Annotated in this window: 18 protein-coding genes and 1 pseudogene; 8 read left to right on the top strand and 11 right to left on the bottom strand. The window is 67.0% G+C overall.

Translation table 11 applies throughout. The annotated features are described in order from the left end of the window. The first annotated feature begins 117 nt into the window (after positions 1 to 117). From ACZ75I_RS11730 to ACZ75I_RS11700, 7 genes are all read left to right on the top strand, one after another. Positions 118 to 1185: a GlxA family transcriptional regulator gene (locus ACZ75I_RS11730; RefSeq protein ID WP_061479072.1), complete on the top strand. Its 1068-nt coding sequence runs from the start codon at positions 118 to 120 to the stop codon at positions 1183 to 1185. Positions 1186 to 1267: 82 nt separating this feature from the next. Continuing rightward, the gene (locus ACZ75I_RS11725) at positions 1268 to 2071 is read left to right on the top strand and encodes a TlpA disulfide reductase family protein (protein WP_346476714.1); all 804 of its coding nucleotides are present in this window, start codon (positions 1268 to 1270) and stop codon (positions 2069 to 2071) included. 30 nt (positions 2072 to 2101) lie between these two features. After that, a complete protein-coding gene (dsbG, locus tag ACZ75I_RS11720; RefSeq protein ID WP_134968444.1) occupies positions 2102 to 2944 on the top strand; it encodes a thiol:disulfide interchange protein DsbG in 843 nt (280 codons plus the stop codon). Positions 2945 to 3457: 513 nt separating this feature from the next. Further along, positions 3458 to 4888, top strand: a complete 1431-nt coding sequence (locus ACZ75I_RS11715) for a DcaP family trimeric outer membrane transporter (RefSeq protein WP_346476713.1) — start codon at positions 3458 to 3460, stop codon at positions 4886 to 4888. Between the two features lie 76 nt (positions 4889 to 4964). Further along, positions 4965 to 6317, top strand: a complete 1353-nt coding sequence (gene adiC, locus ACZ75I_RS11710; protein ID WP_061479076.1) for an arginine/agmatine antiporter — start codon at positions 4965 to 4967, stop codon at positions 6315 to 6317. Between the two features lie 20 nt (positions 6318 to 6337). After that, entirely contained in the window at positions 6338 to 8626 is a 2289-nt protein-coding gene (locus ACZ75I_RS11705) for an Orn/Lys/Arg family decarboxylase (RefSeq protein WP_472957925.1), read from the top strand. Positions 8627 to 8654: 28 nt separating this feature from the next. After that, entirely contained in the window at positions 8655 to 9557 is a 903-nt protein-coding gene (locus ACZ75I_RS11700) for a cation diffusion facilitator family transporter (protein ID WP_065178510.1), read from the top strand. Positions 9558 to 9773: 216 nt separating this feature from the next. On the opposite strand, the gene ACZ75I_RS11695 is transcribed toward ACZ75I_RS11700, so the two are convergent. From ACZ75I_RS11695 to ACZ75I_RS11650, 10 genes and pseudogenes are all read right to left on the bottom strand, one after another. Then, positions 9774 to 10487 carry an energy transducer TonB family protein gene (locus ACZ75I_RS11695; protein ID WP_346476712.1) on the bottom strand — a complete coding sequence of 238 codons (714 nt, stop codon included), beginning with the start codon at positions 10485 to 10487 and terminating at the stop codon, positions 9774 to 9776. Further along, entirely contained in the window at positions 10480 to 11280 is an 801-nt protein-coding gene (locus tag ACZ75I_RS11690) for a ChaN family lipoprotein (RefSeq protein ID WP_472957923.1), read from the bottom strand. Before ACZ75I_RS11690 ends, ACZ75I_RS11695 begins: the two co-directional genes overlap by 8 nt. Next, positions 11267 to 11758, bottom strand: a pseudogene (locus ACZ75I_RS11685) (TonB-dependent receptor domain-containing protein); the annotation flags it as partial. The pseudogene ACZ75I_RS11685 and the gene ACZ75I_RS11690, both read right to left, overlap by 14 nt. Next, complete coding sequence (locus ACZ75I_RS11680; protein ID WP_472957922.1) at positions 11737 to 12060, bottom strand: STN domain-containing protein; 324 nt, start codon at positions 12058 to 12060, stop codon at positions 11737 to 11739. The gene ACZ75I_RS11680 and the pseudogene ACZ75I_RS11685, both read right to left, overlap by 22 nt. A gap of 64 nt (positions 12061 to 12124) precedes the next feature. Continuing rightward, positions 12125 to 13051, bottom strand: coding sequence for a FecR family protein (locus ACZ75I_RS11675; RefSeq protein ID WP_180869567.1), 927 nt, complete (start codon positions 13049 to 13051; stop codon positions 12125 to 12127). Next, positions 13048 to 13557, bottom strand: a complete 510-nt coding sequence (locus tag ACZ75I_RS11670) for a sigma-70 family RNA polymerase sigma factor (RefSeq protein ID WP_180869570.1) — start codon at positions 13555 to 13557, stop codon at positions 13048 to 13050. The genes ACZ75I_RS11675 and ACZ75I_RS11670 overlap by 4 nt, the downstream gene beginning before the upstream one ends. A 125-nt stretch (positions 13558 to 13682) precedes the next feature. Beyond that, the gene (locus tag ACZ75I_RS11665) at positions 13683 to 14189 is read right to left on the bottom strand and encodes a hypothetical protein (RefSeq protein WP_180869572.1); all 507 of its coding nucleotides are present in this window, start codon (positions 14187 to 14189) and stop codon (positions 13683 to 13685) included. A gap of 98 nt (positions 14190 to 14287) precedes the next feature. Further along, complete coding sequence (locus tag ACZ75I_RS11660; RefSeq protein ID WP_072167453.1) at positions 14288 to 14512, bottom strand: hypothetical protein; 225 nt, start codon at positions 14510 to 14512, stop codon at positions 14288 to 14290. After that, positions 14509 to 15210, bottom strand: coding sequence for a glutamine amidotransferase (locus ACZ75I_RS11655; protein WP_472957920.1), 702 nt, complete (start codon positions 15208 to 15210; stop codon positions 14509 to 14511). Before ACZ75I_RS11655 ends, ACZ75I_RS11660 begins: the two co-directional genes overlap by 4 nt. Continuing rightward, the gene (locus ACZ75I_RS11650) at positions 15207 to 15980 is read right to left on the bottom strand and encodes a YggS family pyridoxal phosphate-dependent enzyme (RefSeq protein ID WP_472957919.1); all 774 of its coding nucleotides are present in this window, start codon (positions 15978 to 15980) and stop codon (positions 15207 to 15209) included. Before ACZ75I_RS11650 ends, ACZ75I_RS11655 begins: the two co-directional genes overlap by 4 nt. A gap of 76 nt (positions 15981 to 16056) precedes the next feature. Here ACZ75I_RS11650 and ptsJ point away from each other — a divergent pair, with 76 nt between their 5' ends. Further along, positions 16057 to 17343 (top strand): MocR-like B6 salvage transcription factor PtsJ, encoded by a 1287-nt coding sequence (ptsJ, locus tag ACZ75I_RS11645; RefSeq protein ID WP_472957918.1) that lies wholly within the window; start codon positions 16057 to 16059, stop codon positions 17341 to 17343. Positions 17344 to 17391: 48 nt separating this feature from the next. Here the strand turns inward: ptsJ and ACZ75I_RS11640 are convergent, their stop codons facing one another. After that, positions 17392 to 17898, bottom strand: a complete 507-nt coding sequence (locus tag ACZ75I_RS11640) for a hypothetical protein (RefSeq protein ID WP_061479089.1) — start codon at positions 17896 to 17898, stop codon at positions 17392 to 17394. Position 17899 lies beyond the last annotated feature (1 nt).

The raw sequence follows: 17899 nt of genomic DNA, 5'->3' as shown, positions 1-17899 counted from the left end.
CGGACGGCGCATTCAGCGCACTTTGCAACTTTCTTCATAGCCCCGCCGTCGTGGCAGTTCCTACCCTGCGCCTGAACCGGCCGCTGGATGGCCTGCAACGAACCGAGGAGATGCTCTGTGGAAGGATTCAGGAACGAGGGATTCGTAGAGGTCGCGGTGGTCGAGTACCCGGGAGGGGACCCGTCGGCGGCCTCGGTGCTGACCGAAATGGCACACGTCGCCAACCGGCTTGCCCAGCAGCAGCGTCGCCCGTTCAAGCGTGTCCTGGTGACCCGCTGGGTCGTGCCAGCCAGCCAGACCGGCGTGCATCGCATTGCCGGCGCGGAGATGCTCGAGGCGGACATTCCCGCCGTGATCGCCGTGCCTGGCCAGATCAGTCAAGGCGTCTGCCTGCGCGCCGATGAGGTCCTGCTGGATTGGCTGCGCGCGCATTACGATGGCGGCAGTCTGCTGGCAGCTGCCAGCGATGGTGTCAGCATGCTGGCACGCGCGGGTCTGCTTGCCGGCCGCACCGTCAGTGGGCCGGACCTCGGGCGTCATCCGGGCCTGCAAGGACCGTCGGCCAGCTGGGTGCCCAGTGAGCGTGCGCTGGTCGACGACGGTGACCTGCTGACGGTGGCCGGTTCCCAGGCCTGGCGCTTCCTCGCCCTGCGCCTGCTGTACCGGCTGCACGGTCAGGGCGTGGCGAGCTCCGTGGCGCAGCAGCTGGGGATCACGGTGCCAGCGGCGATCCAGCAGGATCTGGAGCGTTTCAGTGCCAACTTCGCCCACGGCGATCGCGACGTACTGAAGGCGCAACGCTGGCTGCATACCACCGCTGCGCGTGGGGCCACGCTCGGAGCGATCTGCGAGGTTTCCGGACTGGAACCGCGGACTCTGCAGCGGCGCTTCCTGAAGGCCACCGGCCTGCGTCCGATCGAGTATTGCCAGCGGTTGCGTATTGCCAAGGCGCAGACATTGCTGCAGCAGGGGGCGGGTATCGATGAAGTGGCCTGGGGCGTGGGCTATGCAGACCAGAGCGCATTCCGCCGCCTGTTCCTGCGCATTGTCGGAATGACGCCGGCCAACTATCGCCGGCAGGTCAACAACAATCGGCGCGAACGACCGCTGTTGTCGTCGGTGGCGGGCAGCCTGCGCGGGCTGCAACCGGCGCCTGGCATGCAGATGCCGCGCAGCGCGGCCTGAAGCCTGCGGTGGGCGTCGCACTTGCAACCTGGGCGCGACGCTTTGACCATGCAGGCAACGAGATGATGTGACAGGTGGGTTGATGTCGAGTGTTGGACCGGTGCCGATGCCGGTGGTGCTGATCCTGATGTGCGTGCTGATGGCCATGGCGGTGGCCCACCTGTGGCCGCGGCCGAAGGACGGGATGGCAGTGCCTTCCGCGGCCAGCCTGGTCCTGGACATGTTGCTGATCGGCCTGCTGTGTGGACGCATCAGCTTCGTGGCCTTGAACTTCGCGCTCTACCGTGAGGCCCCCTGGAGCATCCTGCAGATCGCCGACGGTGGGTATCACCTTGCCGTCGTGCTGGTTGCGGGCCTGGCGTGGGGCACCTGGCGGCTGCGGCTGTGGCGCGCGTTGCGTGCGCCGGTGCTGGCGGGGGCGCTGGTGGGTGTGGTGCTGTGGGCGGCGGGCAGCCACCTGCTCGCAGCATGGCAGGAGCGGCGGATGCCGCTGCCGGCGGTCCAGGTGGCCGATCTGCAGGGGCGCAGGATCGACCTGCAGCAATTCCGTGGCAAACCGGTGGTGCTGAATCTCTGGGCCAGCTGGTGTGGTCCCTGCCGTCGCGAGATGCCGGTACTGGCATCCGCACAGCAGATCCACACTGACGTGCAGTTCGTGTTCCTCAACCAGGGAGAAACCCTGGACGAAGTGAAGGGTTTCATCGCATCCGAACAGCTCCGGCTGGGCAATGTATTGCTGGACGATACCGCCTCGGCGTCAACCGTGCTGGGTGTACAGGCCTATCCGTCGACGCTGTTCTTCGACGCCGAAGGCCGCCTGCGTGAACTGCACCTTGGCGAACTGACGGCGGCGGGTCTTGAACACAAACTGCGCCGGCTGCGGTAGCCTGCGCGGGCATCTCACTACGGAGTTCCCATGTTGTCGACTTCCCTGCGCATCGCTCCGGCGGTGCTGTTGCTGCCGGTCATGCTGGCATTGGCCGCCTGCAGCCAGGCCCAGACCCCGCCAGGCAAGGCAACGGCAGCGCCGGCAGCGAGCGCTCAGGCCCCAGCGGCCAAGGGCGAGCGCCCCGCAGTGCTGAAAGGCATCGAGAAGCACGGTTTTGAAGTCGTTGCCGAGTTCGATGCACCGGGTGGCCTGCGTGGATTCGCTGGCGTGGTGGGTGGGCAGCAACCGGCCGCAGCCTATGTCACCGCCGACGGCAAGCATGTGCTGGTAGGCAGCCTGTTCGATGCCGAGGGCAACGACGTGGCCGCCGAGGCGGTGGAGAAGCTGGTTTCAGCACCGATGTCGGCCAGGATGTGGACCAAGCTGGAGGCCAGTGCCTGGGTGCGTGACGGCAAGGCCGATGCGCCGCGCGTGGTCTATACCTTCAGTGATGCCAACTGCCCGTACTGCCACAAGTTCTGGGAAGCAGCGCGTCCGTGGGTCGATGCCGGCAAGGTGCAGTTGCGCCACATCATGGTCGGCGTGATTCGCGAGGACAGCCCGGCCAAGGCTGCGGCCATCCTGTCTGCGCGTGACCCGAGTGCGGCCTTGCTGGAAAACGAACACCAGTTCGACCGTGGTGGCATCAAGGCCCTGCCGAGCATCAGCCGCGAGATCGCCGGCAAGCTCGATGCCAACCAGGTGCTGATGATTGAAATGGGCTTCCAGGGCACGCCGGGCATCCTGTTCCAGGATGCGCAGGGCCAGGTGCAGCGTCGCGCCGGCCTGCCACAGGGCGCTGACCTGCAGACGGTGCTGGGCCCACGCTGATCGGCACCCACGCCGTGATGCGACACCACAGGCCCGCATGGCAGCATGCGGGCCTGTGCTTTTTGTCACCTGTGCGAGTGATGCGGGCTGCGCACCTCCTGTTCGTCGTCACGTCTGAATCGTGACTGTCATCAAGCATCGCGCCTTGATTCCAATCAAGGCCAAAAACGACAGGCGGATTAGCCTGTGACGCATGGAATACAGCGTCAACGCGCCAGGGATGCCGCGCCTGACACGCCCTGAACCGGGGCAGTCGGCACAGCCATTCACGACGTTCTCACTCCCTGGTTGTTACCCAGACCGCTGCGGTCGCCACCTCTCCGGCAGTGCGGCCCTGATGGCGTCGGTATCGGTACGGGCGGGGCAGTGTCATCGTCCTGTTGCCTGCCATGCGCAGGCTGGCCGGTGTCGTCGACGCAGTACCCGCAATTCCAGCAACGGCAACGCAATGTCGGAGCTGCGCCTGCGCGCGCGCCGTCAGTGCGCTGCGAATGTTCGTCCAGGGAGGATGCAATGCGCTTTGCGGTACTGAGTCTGGCCTGCCTGACCGCGCTGGCGGTCACGCCAGCCTATGCGCAGCAGAATGACCAGGAGGATGCGCACGCATTGCGCCAGGAAATCGCTGCCATGCGACAGGCACTGGAGGGCATGCAGAAGCGCCTGGATCAGCTCGAACAACGCGAGGGCGCTGTCGCGGCCGCTGCGCAGGTAACGGCGCCGGTGACACCACCTGGCAGCAGTGCCAACCTGCTGCATCCCACGCAGGTGCCGGGTGTGGCGCAACCGGTGCTGCCGCAGCGCGAATCGGTGGCCGATCCCTCGACGGCGGCCTCGCGTCCCGACAGCGCTGCTGGGCCGACCGACCCGGATCTGAAGGGCTTCTTTGCCATTCCAGGTACTGACACGGTGATCCGCATTGGTGGCTATGCCAAGCTCGATGCGATTGCCGATTCGCGTGCGGCCGGTGACGAGGATCAGTTCATCCCCTCATCGATGCCGGTGGGCGGCAGCCATCGCGATGTTTCCAATTTCAACATCCACGCCAAGCAGACCCGCTTCAGCTTCGAGGCACGGCGCCCGACCACGCACGGCAACCTGCGCTTCTACCTGGAGAATGATTTCTTCGGCAGCAGCGATGGCTACGCGTTCCGCCTGCGCCATGCGTATGGCCAGCTTGGCAATACCTATGCCGGCTACGGTTACTCCAGTTTCATGGACCCGGACAGCCTGCCCGACACGCTCGACTTCGCCGGTCCCGGCGGCGCCGGCTATCTGCTGGTGGCCGGCATCCACCACAGCTTCGCGATGGGCAAGGGCAACACCCTGACGCTGGCCGCCGAAGACCCCAGGACCGAACTGGCCGGTGCCAGTGATGAACGGGCCGCAGTGAACCGGCTGCCGGATGTGACCGTGACCGCACGCATGGAGCGCGACTGGGGCCATCTCCAGCTGGGCGCGGTGGCGCGCAGCCTGGCCTATGACGGTGACGGCGAGCGTGACCGGCGCATGGCCGGCGGCCTGCAATTCAGTGGCTCGGCATCGGTAGGCGAGCGCGATCTGTTGCTGTTCGGCGCGCTCGGCGGGCGCGGCCTCAGCCGCTACACCGCGGACCTGACCGGCTCCGGGCTGGACGCGGTGGTCGGTGCCGATGGCCGTCTCGACGCGCTGGACCTGCACGGCGGCTTCGTCGGCTACACCCATTACTGGTCCGGGTTTTGGCGTTCGAACCTGATCTTCGGCCAGTTGACCCTGGAGCGGAATGCCGCACTCGCCGCCGATGCCTTCCGGCAGAGCCGATACGGCGTGTTCAACCTGATCTGGAGCCCGGCGCCGTCGTGGACGATGGGCATGGAGCTGCTGTACGGCCGCCTGGAACAGCAGGGCGGCGCGCGCGGCGACACCGTCCGGGTGCAGGGCAGCCTGCAATACAACTTCATCAAGTAAGCGCCAGCGGCGTTACGCCAGCGCAACCGTCCCCACGCCCGGCCGCACCGGGCTCATGCCAGTACAGGAGATTGTCATGGCAGAAGCAAAGAAAATCGGGGTGGTCGGAGCCACCTTCCTCGTCGCCGGCAACATGATGGGCTCAGGCGTGTTCCTGTTGCCGTCCAGCCTGGCCAAGATCGGTACCGCATCGATCTGGGGCTGGCTGATCACCACGGCCGGTGCGCTGTTGCTGGCCTTCGTATTCGCCAAGCTGGGCAAGCTGGCGCCGAAGGCGGGCGGTCCGTATGCCTATGCGCGTGACTGGTTCGGGCCCTACATGGGCTTCCAGACCAATACCATCTACTGGTTCGCCAACTGGATCGGCAACGTTGCCATCCCGATCGCCGCGGTGGGCTATTTCAGCTACTTCTTCCCGATCCTGTCCGAGCCGCTGGTGCGCTGCATCGCGGTGCTGATCCTGGTGTGGGCGCTGAGCTTTGCCAACGTGATCGGCCCGGCCTTCGTCAGCCGTGTGCAGACGGTCACCACCAGTTTCGCGCTGGTGCCGATCCTGGGCATCGCCATCTTCGGCTGGTTCTTCTTCGATGCCGACATCTTCAAGGGCGCCTACAACGTGTCCGGTGAGTCCAACTTCGGCGCGATCTCCAGTGCCGCGGCACTGACCCTGTGGGCCTTCATCGGTGTCGAATCGGCTTCGGTCACGGCTGGCGTGGTCGAGAACCCGGAGAAGAACGTGGCCCGCGCCACCCTGGCCGGCGTGTTCCTGGCGGCCATCGCCTACATCGCCAGCTCCTCTGTGATCATGGGCATGGTGCCGAACTCGGAACTACAGGTGTCCGACGCACCGTTCGCGCTGGCGGCGGCCAAGGCGGTCGGCGGCTGGGGCGGCGCGCTGGTCAGCCTGTGCGCCTTCATCGGCGCCGCCGGCTCGCTGGGTGGCTGGATCCTGCTGACCGCGCAGAGTGCCAAGGCGGCCTCGGATGATGGCCTGTTCCCAAGCATCTTCAGCAAGACCAACAAGGACGACGTGCCGGTCAAGGGCGTGCTGATCGTGGCGGTGCTGATGACCCTGGCAGTGCTGGTGACCTCTACCTCGGAAACCGCGTCGGCCCAGTTCGACGTGATCACGTCGGCGGCCGTGGTGCTGACCCTGCTGCCCTACATCTATTCGTGCGTGGCCTGCTACTTCGTGGTCGAGCGTTCGCACACCCTGGTCCATACCGGTGCGTTCTGGACCCTCACCAGCCTGACCGTCGTGTACTGCCTGTGGGCAATCTACGGCTCGTCGGGAACCATCGTGCAGTACGCCTTCCTGTTCGTGCTGTTCATCACCGTGTTCTATCCCTTCTTCAGCGAGGAGCGCCGCCAGCAGCGGCAGCGCGCCCGCGAGGCATCGGCCATCAGCGCCCGCGCCCAGCGTTCCTGAGTTCGACAAGGAGAATCAACGTGTACTTCAAGTCCCTGGACTACCCGGTCATTGTCATCGACAACGACTACGAGTCGCCGCGCATCGGCGGCATCCTGATCCGCGCCCTGGTGGAAGAGCTGCGCAGCAACGACCAGCGGGTGCTGTGCGGGCTCAACCTGGATGATGCGCGCGCCGGCGCCCGTACCTACGTGGCGGCCTCGGCGGTGCTGATCTCGATCGATGGCAGCGAAGAGGTGGATGGCGAGTTCCAGCGCCTCACCGCCTTCCTGCGCGAGCAGAGTGCGCGCCGCGCCAACCTGCCGGTGTTCCTGTACGGCGAGCGCCGCACCATCGAAAAGGTGCCGAGCAAGCTGCTCAAGTACATCCACGGCTTCATCTTCCTGTTTGAAGACACCAAGAGCTTCATCTCGCGGCAGGTGATGCGCGCGGCCGAAGACTACATGAAGAATCTCTTGCCGCCGTTCTTCAAGGCGCTGATCCATCATGCGGCAGAGTCGAACTACTCCTGGCATACGCCGGGCCATGCAGGCGGCGTGGCATTCACCAAGTCGCCGGTCGGCCGTGCGTTCCACCAGTTCTACGGTGAGAACACCCTGCGCAGCGATCTGTCGATCTCGGTGCCGGAGCTGGGCTCACTGCTGGATCACACCGGTCCGATCAAGGATGCCGAGGAAGAGGCGGCGCGCAACTTCGGTGCCGACCATACCTTCTTCGTCACCAATGGCACCTCCACCGCCAACAAGATCGTCTGGCATGGCACGGTGGCCCGCGGCGACGTGGTGTTCGTCGACCGCAACTGCCACAAGTCGCTGCTGCACGCGCTGATCATGACCGGCGCGGTGCCGGTGTACTTCACCCCAAGCCGCAACGCACACGGCATCATCGGCCCGATCAGCCTGGATCAGTTCACGCCGGAGTCGCTGCAGCAGCGCATCGCCGCCAACCCGCTGGCCAGCCAGGCCTACAAGGCCGGTTCCAAGCCGCGCATTGCGGTGGTCACCAACTCGACCTACGACGGCCTGTGCTACAACGCCGAGAAGATCGCCGACGAAATCGGCAGCGCGGTCGACTTCCTGCACTTCGACGAAGCCTGGTACGCCTACGCCGCGTTCCATCCGTTCTATGAGAACCACTACGGCATGGCCAAGGGCAAGCCGCGCGAGCAGGATGCGATCATCTTCACCACGCATTCCACCCACAAGCTGCTGGCCGCGTTCTCGCAGGCGTCGATGATCCACGTACGCAACTCGGCGCAGCGCGACCTGGATGCCGAGCGCTTCAACGAGTCGTTCATGATGCACACCTCGACCAGCCCGCATTATGGGGTGATCGCGGCCTGTGACGTGGCCTCGAAGATGATGGAGGGCGAGGCCGGCCGTTCGCTGGTGCAGGAAATGCATGACGAGGCGATCGCCTTCCGCCGCGCGATGCTGCACGTGCGTGACGACCTCGGGCGCGACGACTGGTGGTTCAGTGTGTGGCAGCCGACCAAGGTCGAGCGCAGCCTGGACAAGGGCGATACGCCGGCGCCGCTGGTGGCCAAGCGCGAGGAGTGGTACCTGCAGCCGGACGCGCACTGGCACGGCTTCGAGAATCTGGTCGATGACTACGTGCTGATCGACCCGATCAAAGTGACCCTGCTGACCCCGGGCCTGACGATGGACGGCAGCATGGGCGCGCTGGGCATTCCGGCGGCGGTGCTGAGCAAGTTCCTGTGGGGCCGCGGCATCACTGTGGAGAAGACCAACCTGTATTCGGTACTGTTCCTGTTCTCGATGGGCATTACCAAGGGCAAGTGGAGCACGCTGGTCACCGAGCTGATGGCCTTCAAGGAGCTGTACGACTGCAACGCGCCGCTGAGCCAGGCATTGCCGACGCTGGCGGCGGACTATCCGATTGCCTACGCCGGCTGGGGACTGCGTGACCTGTGCGATGCATTGCACGCGTTCAACCAGGAATTCGAGGTCGCCAAGGTGATGCGCGAGATGTACGTGGATCTGCCGACGCCGGTGATGACCCCGGCCGATGCCTACAACCACCTGGTGAAGGGCGAGATCGAGCGGGTCGACATCGAGCAGCTCAGTGGTCGCGTCGCGGCGACCATGCTGGTGCCGTATCCGCCGGGCATTCCGACCATCATGCCGGGCGAGCGATTCGGCGACAGCGACGAACCGATCATCCAGTCTCTGCGTATTGCCCGTGAACAGAATGCGCGCTTCCCGGGCTTCGAGTCGGATGTGCACGGGCTCATCATCGAGCACGATGGCGATGTGACCTCGTACAAGGTGGAGGTGCTGAAGGCCTGACCGGCGACGGTCGGCCCTTCGGCGAGCGATGGATACCGCGCGCGAGCAACGCATCCTGAAGTTCTCCATCGGGGTGACCATCGCGGTGAGCGCGGTCGGCTTCATCGGTGGCCTGCTTGTGGGATCGCAGGCGATCCTGTTCGACGGCGTGTACAGCCTGGTCGACGTTGCCTTGACCCTGGTGTCGTTGTCGGTACTGCGGCTGGTGGCGCGGGAGCAGAGCCCGCGCTTCCAGTACGGCTATTGGCACCTGGAGCCGATGGTCGAGGCACTCGGCGGCGTGATCCTGTCGCTGGCCTGCGTGTATGCGCTGGCCAACGCGGTCATTGGCTTGACCACGGGCGGGCACGAGGTGAAATTCGGGCCCGCGCTGTGGTGGGCGGCGCTGCTGAGTGCCAGCAACCTGGCAATGGCGACGTTCGTCGCGCAGCGTGCGCGGCGCCTGCGCTCGGCGCTGTTGTGGCTGGATGTAAGAGGCTGGTTGCTGGGTGGGTTGATGAGCCTGGCGGTGGTGCTGGCCTTCGTGCTGGCCCTGGTCCTGCATGGCGGCAAGTGGCACCACTGGGTCCCGTACCTGGATTCGATCGTGCTGGCGTTGATCAGCCTGGCGGTACTGCCAGTGCCGGCGCGCAGTGCATGGAAGGCCATGCGTGAAGTGCTGCAGGTGGCGCCGGATGACCTGGACCGGCGCGTGCAGCAGGTGATGCAGGCGTTCGTGTCCGAGCGTGGCTATGCCGGTTTCACCAGCCACGTGGCGAAGATGGGGCGGATGCGCTTCATCGAGATCCATGTGCTGGCAGACCCCGGTACGCCATTGGGCTCGGTGGGCGAGGTCGATGCGATGCGCGATGAGATCGCCGTGCGGCTGGATGCGCGGGGCAGCACGTTCTGGTTGACCATCGATTTCACTGCGGATCCGGCGTGGACGTAGCCCTGCCTCCTTCGCGCCGGGGCCTCGCCCGGCCAGGTTCTGTTCCCCTGTAGGGCCGAGCCCATGCTCGGCTGCCGTTCGCATGGAGCAGCCGGGCATGGGCCCGGCGATACAGCACGCCGCGATCGTTGCACACGGCGGACTGCTCTGTTGCGCCGGATGTGTTTGACCTGAACCTGGGTTGAGGTTTCAGACTGCAGCACAGTTCCACAACGCCTAGCGCAGGTAGTACTCCACCGGCACCACCAGTTCCTGTGGTGCCTTCAGTTCATCGGGAATGGGCGGTAGTGGCTGCGCGCGGCGGAAGGTCTGCAGTGCGGCGCCGTCAAGCATCGGTTGGCCACTGGACTGCTCCAAGCGCAGGGTCAGCAGGCGTCCCTCGCGATTGATGCTGGCCCTGACCCAGGCAGTGCCCTGCTGGCGCCGTGCGCGGGCCGCAGCAGGGTAGTAGCGATAGCGCTCCAGCCGCGCCATCAGGCGGGCTTCCCACTGGTCGCTGGCGGCGCCGGCCTGGAAGTCCGCCGGTGGGGCGTCGGGAGCGGGCGGCGCGGCCGTGACCGATGCCGGTGCGGGACTTGCATCGGTCGCGGCCGCAGGCGGGGCGACCGGCAGGGCTTGCCGGCCAGCGCCACCGCGTTCGCTGGCGGCTACCTCGCCCTCGCGTGCGGCGGTGGGTTTCGGTGGAGGGGGCGACTTCGTGGGTTGGGATGCGCGGGCCTGCTGCGCCTGGCTGGGGGTGTCGGCCTGGCGTTCTTCCAGTGGCTGCGGCGGCGTTGCCGGTGCCAGCAGGCGCAGGCTGATACGCACGTCCTTCTCCGGCGGCGGCGGCAATGGCGGCGCGGCCACCCAGTGCACCAACAGCAGCAGGGGCAACAGGTGAAGCCCGATGCTGATGGCGATCGCCTGCCAGTGTTGGCCGCGCTCACTCATCGTCCAGCACCCATAGCAGGTCGGCGTCGGCCGCCTCGACGGATTCACCGGGCGAGGCCAGTGCGATCACCAGCGCCGGTGTGTCCGCTGGCAGGTAGCCCGGCACGCCGGTACCGCGCAGTACATGCCAGCGACCGGCCAAGAGCAGCGTGGGTGCCGGTGCCTCGGTCATTACCTGTGCCATGCGCGTGTCGCGGGCCTGTTGCACGGCCAGCATCCCTTCCAGCATCGGTGCTGCGTCCGCATGCTGGGCCAGCACCACGGCCGACAGGCGGTGCCGGGCGGTGGGCATCGGGAACCGTACCGACCTGTCGGAAGCGAGCAACGCATTGACCTCGGCACGCGACAGGTTGCCGCCGAGCAGGGGAATGCCGGTAGCGGTGGCGTCCTGTACCAGCCCGCCAAAGGCCACCCACGGCCAGCGTGTATCCCAGCCCAGCAGCTCCTCCAGGCGCGCACCGTCGGCATGGTTGCCGTTGGCCAGCCAGCGCTGCACCCGCTGCAGGCGCGGCTGGCGTTCGCTGGCAATCATCTCCAGTACCAGCGCGCCTTGTGGACGCTGCTGCTGCAGCGCGTGCAGCAGCCAGCGCTGGGCGGTGTGGTCACCGGCCAGATCGTGGCGTTCGCCCAGCAGCACTCGCGGGGCATTCGCTGCGCGCTTCACGAATGCGGCTTCGTCCAGGGGCTGGCCACTGGCCAGGTCGATCACCGTGCCGGGCATCGGCTGCGCGCTGACCATTGCGGCCAGCGCAAGCAGGCAGAGCGGCAGCCAGCGACGGCTAGAACGCCACATTGACGCCCATCGAGACGGTGCGGCCACGGCCGTTGCCGCGGTCCAGGATCGGGCTGAAGATGCTGTCGATCGAGGCATTGTTGTCATAGGCTTTGTTCTGCAGGTTTTCGATGTTCAGCCACAGGGTGGTGTTGGGCTGGGGCTTGAAGCTGGCGTAGAAGTCGAGGAGTACACCGGTGCCACCGGTCTTGCGGGTCTGGAAGAAGTCGTAGCCTTCCTCGGTGGGCCCGGAGTACTCGGCACGCAGTCCGGCCTGCACGCGCTGCTGCCACCAGCGGCCGCCCACGTCCAGCGTCCAGTAGCGGTCGGGCAGGGCGGTGATGTCTTCCAGGTTGACGAATTCGATGGCGGGCGCGCTGGTGTGCGAGCGGGTCCAGCTCAGCGTCGCGTGGTAGTGCGCGCTGGCGTAGTGCGCTTCCAGCTCGATACCGCGCATGCGCACCACGCCCGGGTGGTTCATCCAGCGCGTGCCAGCGTTGCACGGCGTGTGTCGATGAAGCGGGGGCGCAGGCCGCTGCCGACCAGCAGGCGCGACAGCGCCTGCGCATCATCGAACTGTCCGCGCAGCGCCGGTGCCGTCTGGCCACTCGGCAATGCCGCCCCGATCACCAGATCGACACCGGTCAGCCGGCTGTACGCATCCAGCGCGCTGGCCAGCGGTTGTGCAGGAAGATCGAAGTGGCGCGTGACGGTCTGCGCGTGCGCGCTGGCCGACAACAGTGGAAGCGGAATGGCGCAGGCCAGTGACAGGGCGAGGACAAGGGGGCGGTGAAACGGCATCGGGAGCTCCAGGGGCTGACGCAGCGCGTCGTCATCCCGGGTAGACGCAGCGGCAGGGCCGATGTCAGGGTGCATCGCGATGTCCCCTGCGTGGCGGCAGCCACACCTGCACGCCCGCGCCCAGGCGGAGCACGCGCACACGCAGCTGTGTGGCCAGCTGGTCGCGGCTGCGCGCCGCGCCGTCGGCGCTGCCGAGCAGGGTGGCCGGCTGCTGGCGCAGCTGTGCGCCGATGATCCAGGTGTGGCCACCGTGCCAGCGATCCAGGCCCTGGGTGACCTCGGTCAAGGGTGCGGAGACCCAGTGCAGGCGCCGCTCGCGCCAGGCCAGGGCAGCCCCCTCCGCTGGAAGCAGCGTGGCGGATGCCTTCGCGTCGAATCGCATCTGCTGCCCTTCGGATGCTTGGCGGGTGCTGCTGCCGGACACCACGTTGACGCGGTGCTCGGTGACCGTGACCACGCTGTCGCCGCGCAGTACCGCCAGATCGAACGCGGTGCCCAACGCGGTGACGGTACCGTGCGGAGTATGCACCTGGAACGGTCGCGCAGCGTCGGCGCTGACCTGGAACCAGGCCTGGCCGCGCTCCAGCTGCAGCTGTCGGCGCTGTGCATCGATGCGGACATGGACTTCGCTGCCGGGCGAGAGCAGTACGCGCGAGCCATCCGGCAGTACTTCTTCGCGGATCTCGCCTGCCGCCGTCCGCATCATCTGCGCGGCCGGTGGCGCGGCTTGGTGGGTATACAGGCCGAACGCACAGAGCAGCAGCACGGCCGTACCGGCGTCGCGCAGGCGCCGGCGCTGCCGCCGGAGCTGGTGCCGCTGCAGGCTGGGTGTTGCATCACCGGCCAGCCAGAGCGCCTGCAGGTGCTGGTACTGCGCGGCGTGGCGCGCATCGGCGTGGTACCACTGGCTGAACGCACGCTCGTCACGGCCGCCGTCGCGGCCGTCCAGCCACCAGCGTGCGGCCTCGCGTGCGATCGCCTCCTGGCTCATGCGCCGGGTACCTGCTGCAGCGCGACCAGCGCACGCAGCAGATGACCGTGCGCGGTCTGCCGGCTGATTCCCAGCTGTCGGCCGATCTCTGCCAGTGCCATCTGCTCCACCCGTGCCAGCAGGAACACCTGGCGCGACCGGGGCGGCAAGGCGGCAATGACCGCGTCGAGGTGGCGCAGCTGTTCGGCATCGAGCAGGCGCTGCTCCGGAAGGGGCGAAGGATCAGCGATGGCGAGCAGCTGCGCGTCATCCAGAGCGTCTTCGCGCCGGCGTTGGCGTTGCCGGTAATGATCGGCGATCAGGTTGTGGGCGACGCGGTACAGGTAGGCGCGGCCATTGCTCAGCAGGCCACTGGCGGCGATTCTGACGACGCGCAGCCAGGTTTCCTGGACGACGTCATCGGCGTCGCTGTGTTGCGGGAGTTTACGGCGGACATGGGCGTGCAGCGGCCGGTAGTGGGCCGCGCACAGCTGCGCGACATCCGTCGGTTCGACAGGCGTGGACACGGGGCGGGCGACAACTGGGAAAGGGAACAGCCCGCGGCGGCAAGGGCAGCGGCTGCACCTTACAGCAAAAGAGAATCATTTGCATCAATGAGCGCAAGGCGCGGCATGCATGGCCGACTGCGAGGTCAGCGCGGACGATAATCGCAGTGGATTTGCAGGGCTTCGGTGGGGTTGCGATGCAGCTCGAAACCGCAGTGCTGGAGGCTGCGCTTCACCCGGGCGATCGCTTCGGCATGGCGGGCGGTGCGACGATGCTGCCAGCGCGGCGGGGTGAACACGCCCAGTGGCAGCAGCCGCAGCCGCTTGCCGTGCAATACCACTGAGACATCGATATGACGGCCATCGATGTCGTGGCCGTTGGCGCCGAAGATGGCATCGACTTCATCATGGCGCTGCGGATAGCAGGCGCGGAACACCACGATGCCGAGCCAACGCACGCCACGACGGAAGCTGCCGAGCCGGCTGTGGCTGGGTTCGAAGCCGCGCGTGACGAGCAGGCGCAGCCCGGCAGGCAGCAATGCCTGCACGTCGAGCAAACGTTGCAGTGCCTCTTCTTCCAGCTGGATGCGGGTGGAGGGCCAGCGCGGTGCGATGAGCAGTCCGTGGTGGCGGCCGCGTTGCAGGGTCAGCATGGGTCAAGCCTCGCATGCGGGCGAACAGCCGGGGGTAGTGCCGGCAAATCTGTTCCCCGTCGGGTGCCGGCCAGCGGCCGGCACTACCGTGACGATCGTCAGAGGTCGCGGTACTGGATCTGCGAAGCCAGTACGCGCAGGCCATCGGCATTGCTGGACAGGATGCGCTCTTCGCTGATGCCTTTCTGCCGTTTCAGCTGGAAGCCCTGGGCTGCAGGCAGCTGCGCGGCGATGCTGTCCATGCGCTGCAGGGCATCAGGCCCGCTGCAGTCGAAGTGGCCCCAGTAGGCGCCATCGCGGTGAATCTGCAATCGGTAGTTCATCGCGGTAGCTCCGGCAGGTCCTGCAGCCAATGGTCGAACATCGCGGTGGCGGCCGCGGCCAGTGGCGCGCCATAGCGACGCGCCTGCGTGCGCAGGTCGTTCGGATCGATGCCGGCCTGCGCCAGTTCCAGGGTGTGACCGATCAGCCAGCGCTCGAACTGGCGCGCGTCCAGCTCCGGATGGCATTGCAGTGCCAACGCATGGTTACCGATGGCAAAGGCCTGGTGGCGGCAGGCCGGCGTGCTGGCCAGGCGGCGTGCACCCGCCGGGAGTTCGAACGCCTCGCCATGCCAATGCAGTACCGGAATGCCCTGCAGGGCCTGCAGTGGCGAGCGCTGGCCGTCATCGGTGAGCAGCAGTGGCGCAAAGCCGATCTCCTTGCCACCACTGGCGGCGACGTCGGCACCGAGTGCACGCGCCATCAGCTGCGCGCCCAGGCAGATGCCCAGCGTGGGCCGCTGCTGCTGCAGCCGACATTGCAGCAGCGCGATGCTGTCATTGAGGAAGGGATAGAGATCAACGTCGTTGACGCTGACCGGACCGCCCAGCACCACCAGCAGGTCGGCGGCTTCGGCCGGATCGAGGGCGTCGACACCGGCTTGCAGCACCTGCAGCTGCCAGCCCTGTGCCATCAGCAGAGGCTGCAGGGTGCCGAGGTCTTCAAAGGCGACGTGTAGCAGGACGACCGCGTGCTTCATGCCAGGGCTCCATTGCTGGGCCAGTAGAAACTGTCCGGGGTGGCGCGTGCGCCGAAGATGGCCTGCCCGACGCGGACCACGGTGGCACCTTCCTCGATGGCCACTTCGAAGTCACCGGACATGCCCATCGACAGCTGCGACAGGTCGATGCCGGGAGGTGCAGTGCGCTGCAGCTGGTCGCGCAGTTCGCGCAGGCGCACGAAGCAGGCACGCACGCGCTCGACCTTGGGGGTGAAGATGGCCAGCGTCATCAGGCCGCGTACGTGCAGGCGGTCGAACGCTGGAAGCTGCTGCACAAAGGCCTCGACGGCAGCGGGTTCCAGACCGTACTTGCTGGGTTCGGCGGAGGTGTTGACCTGTACGAACACATCGAGCGTGCGGTCTTCCAGCTGCAGGCGCTGCTGCAGTGCTTCGGCCACGCGCAGGCTGTCAAGCGCCTGGAACTCGCTGGCGAAGCGCGCCACGTAGCGCGCCTTGTTGGTCTGCAGATGCCCGATCACCGACCAGTGCACGCCCAGATCGGCCATCGTCTCGGCCTTGCGCTGCGCCTCCTGCACCTTGTTCTCGCCCAGCTCGCGGCAACCGGCGGCCACCGCCATGCGGATGCGGGCGTCATCGACGGTCTTGCTGACCGGCAGCAGGCGCACGCTGGCCGGGTCCCGGCCGACGCGGGCGCAGGCAGCGGCGATGCGTTGGCGCACCGTGACCAGGTTGGCGGCGATCTGTTCAACGGACTGGGCGATGGGCCAGTCGGCGGCGGCAAGGGGCATGCGGGCACCTCCAATGCAGGATGGCCAGGGTGGGATACACTGGCACAGGACAAGAATTATTTTGGCATAGGACAAAATGAAAATCACCGGGCATAGCGCCGAGTCGATCTTCGACAGCATCCGTGATGGCATCGGCAAGGGCCGCCTGCCGGCGGGCAGCGTGCTGCCGCCGGTGCGCGAACTGGCCGATCAGCTGGGGGTCAATCGCAACACCGTGGCTGCTGCCTACAAGCGACTGGATGCGGCCGGCCTGGCCAGTACCGCGGGCCGACGCGGCACGGTGGTGCGTGGCCTGCCGCCGACGCTGGCGCGCGAGGGCAGTACGCCGGGGTTGGCGCTGCAGGACCTGGCCGGTGGCAACCCGGATCCTCGCCTGCTGCCCAGCCTGCGCCTGGCCCCGGCGGCGCCACGGCTGTATGGCGTGGGCACGGTCGACCCGAGGTTGCAGGCGTTGGCACGCGCCTCGCTGGATGCGGATTGCCCCGAGGGGTACGCGCTGGAGCTGACCCATGGCGCGGTCGATGGCATCGAGCGCCTGTTGGCGGCATGGCTGCTGCCGGGGGATCGCATCGCGGTGGAGGATCCATGCTTCCTCGGCAGCCTCAATGTGCTCAATGCCGTGGGCCATGCGCCGTTGCCGGTGACGGTGGATGCGCATGGCATGCAGGTTGAATCGCTGCGACAGGCGCTGGAGGCCGGGGCACGCGCGGTGCTGCTGACCCCGCGTGCGCACAACCCGACCGGGGCCAGCCTGGATGCGAAGCGGGCACGGGCGTTGCGCCAGCTGCTGGCGGCCTACCCGCAGGTGGCGGTGCTGATCGATGACCACTACGCACTGCTCTCGCAGCAGGCCTACCACTCGGTACTGCCGCTGGATGGCCGGCGCTGGGCGCTGCTGCGTTCGCTGTCCAAGCCGCTCGGCCCCGACCTGCGCCTGGCCTGGCTGGCCTGTGATGACGAGACCGCGATGCGGTTGCGGTTGCGGTTGGCGTCCGGCATCGGCTGGGTCAGTCATCTGCTGCAGGATGCCGCCACTTCGGTGCTGGCCTCGGCGCCGCAGCGGGCGAAGATCGCCTCGGCAGGCGAGCGGTACCAGCAGCGCCTGCAGTCGCTACAGGAACTGCTGCGCGCGCGTGGCGTGCCGACGCCGTTGCCGATGGAGGGATTGAACCTGTGGCTGCCGTTGCCGGCCGACAGCCATCCACAGGTACTGGCGCTGGCTGCGCGCGGATGGCATGTGCGTGCTGGCGAAGTGTTTTCGGTGGCTGCACCAGGGCATGGCCTGCGCATCACCTGCGCGGCGCTGGGGGCGGCGCAGCTGCGGCAGCTGGCCGATGACCTGGCGGCGGTGTGTGGTCTGTAGCGTCGAGCCATGCTCGACGTTGTTTCGCCTTTGCGCTACAGAAGCAGATCAGGGCGCGGCGTTGGCGCCGGGGCGCACGTAGTAGGACTGGCCACTGTCATCGACGAACATCAGCTCCGGCTTGCCCTGCCAGGACGTGAGCATGGCGCCGGTATTGTTCTGGTGCTTGACCATCAGGCTGGCGCCACGGTCCGGGTTGGCGACGACCTTGAAGACTTCGGTGGTGCCGGTGGCATCGTCCAGAGTGAGCAGGGCTTCGCCGCCGCGGTCGCTGGTGCCATAACCGCCGCGCTCGGAACCGTCGGGGCCAAGCAGGATCAGGCCGGACAGCGCGGTTGCACGCGGTCCTTGGGTGCGGCCCCTGCTGAGGGGGTCCGGCACCGGCGCGCCGAGGATCAGCCGTGGTTGGCCAGTGTCATCGTGGATGACCAGGCCGCGCGCTTCGATGATCCGCTCAGGCGATTGGCTGCGATGCAGGCTCCAGGCGGTCCAGCCGGAAACGAGCAGGGCAAGGGTCGAGACCACCAGGGTGGTCAGCAGCAGCACACGGGGCATC

It is taken from the genome of Stenotrophomonas sp. X (assembly GCF_055721025.1).
Note: the sequence above shows the minus strand (reverse complement) of the source record. Positions and strands in the feature narration are given on the sequence as shown.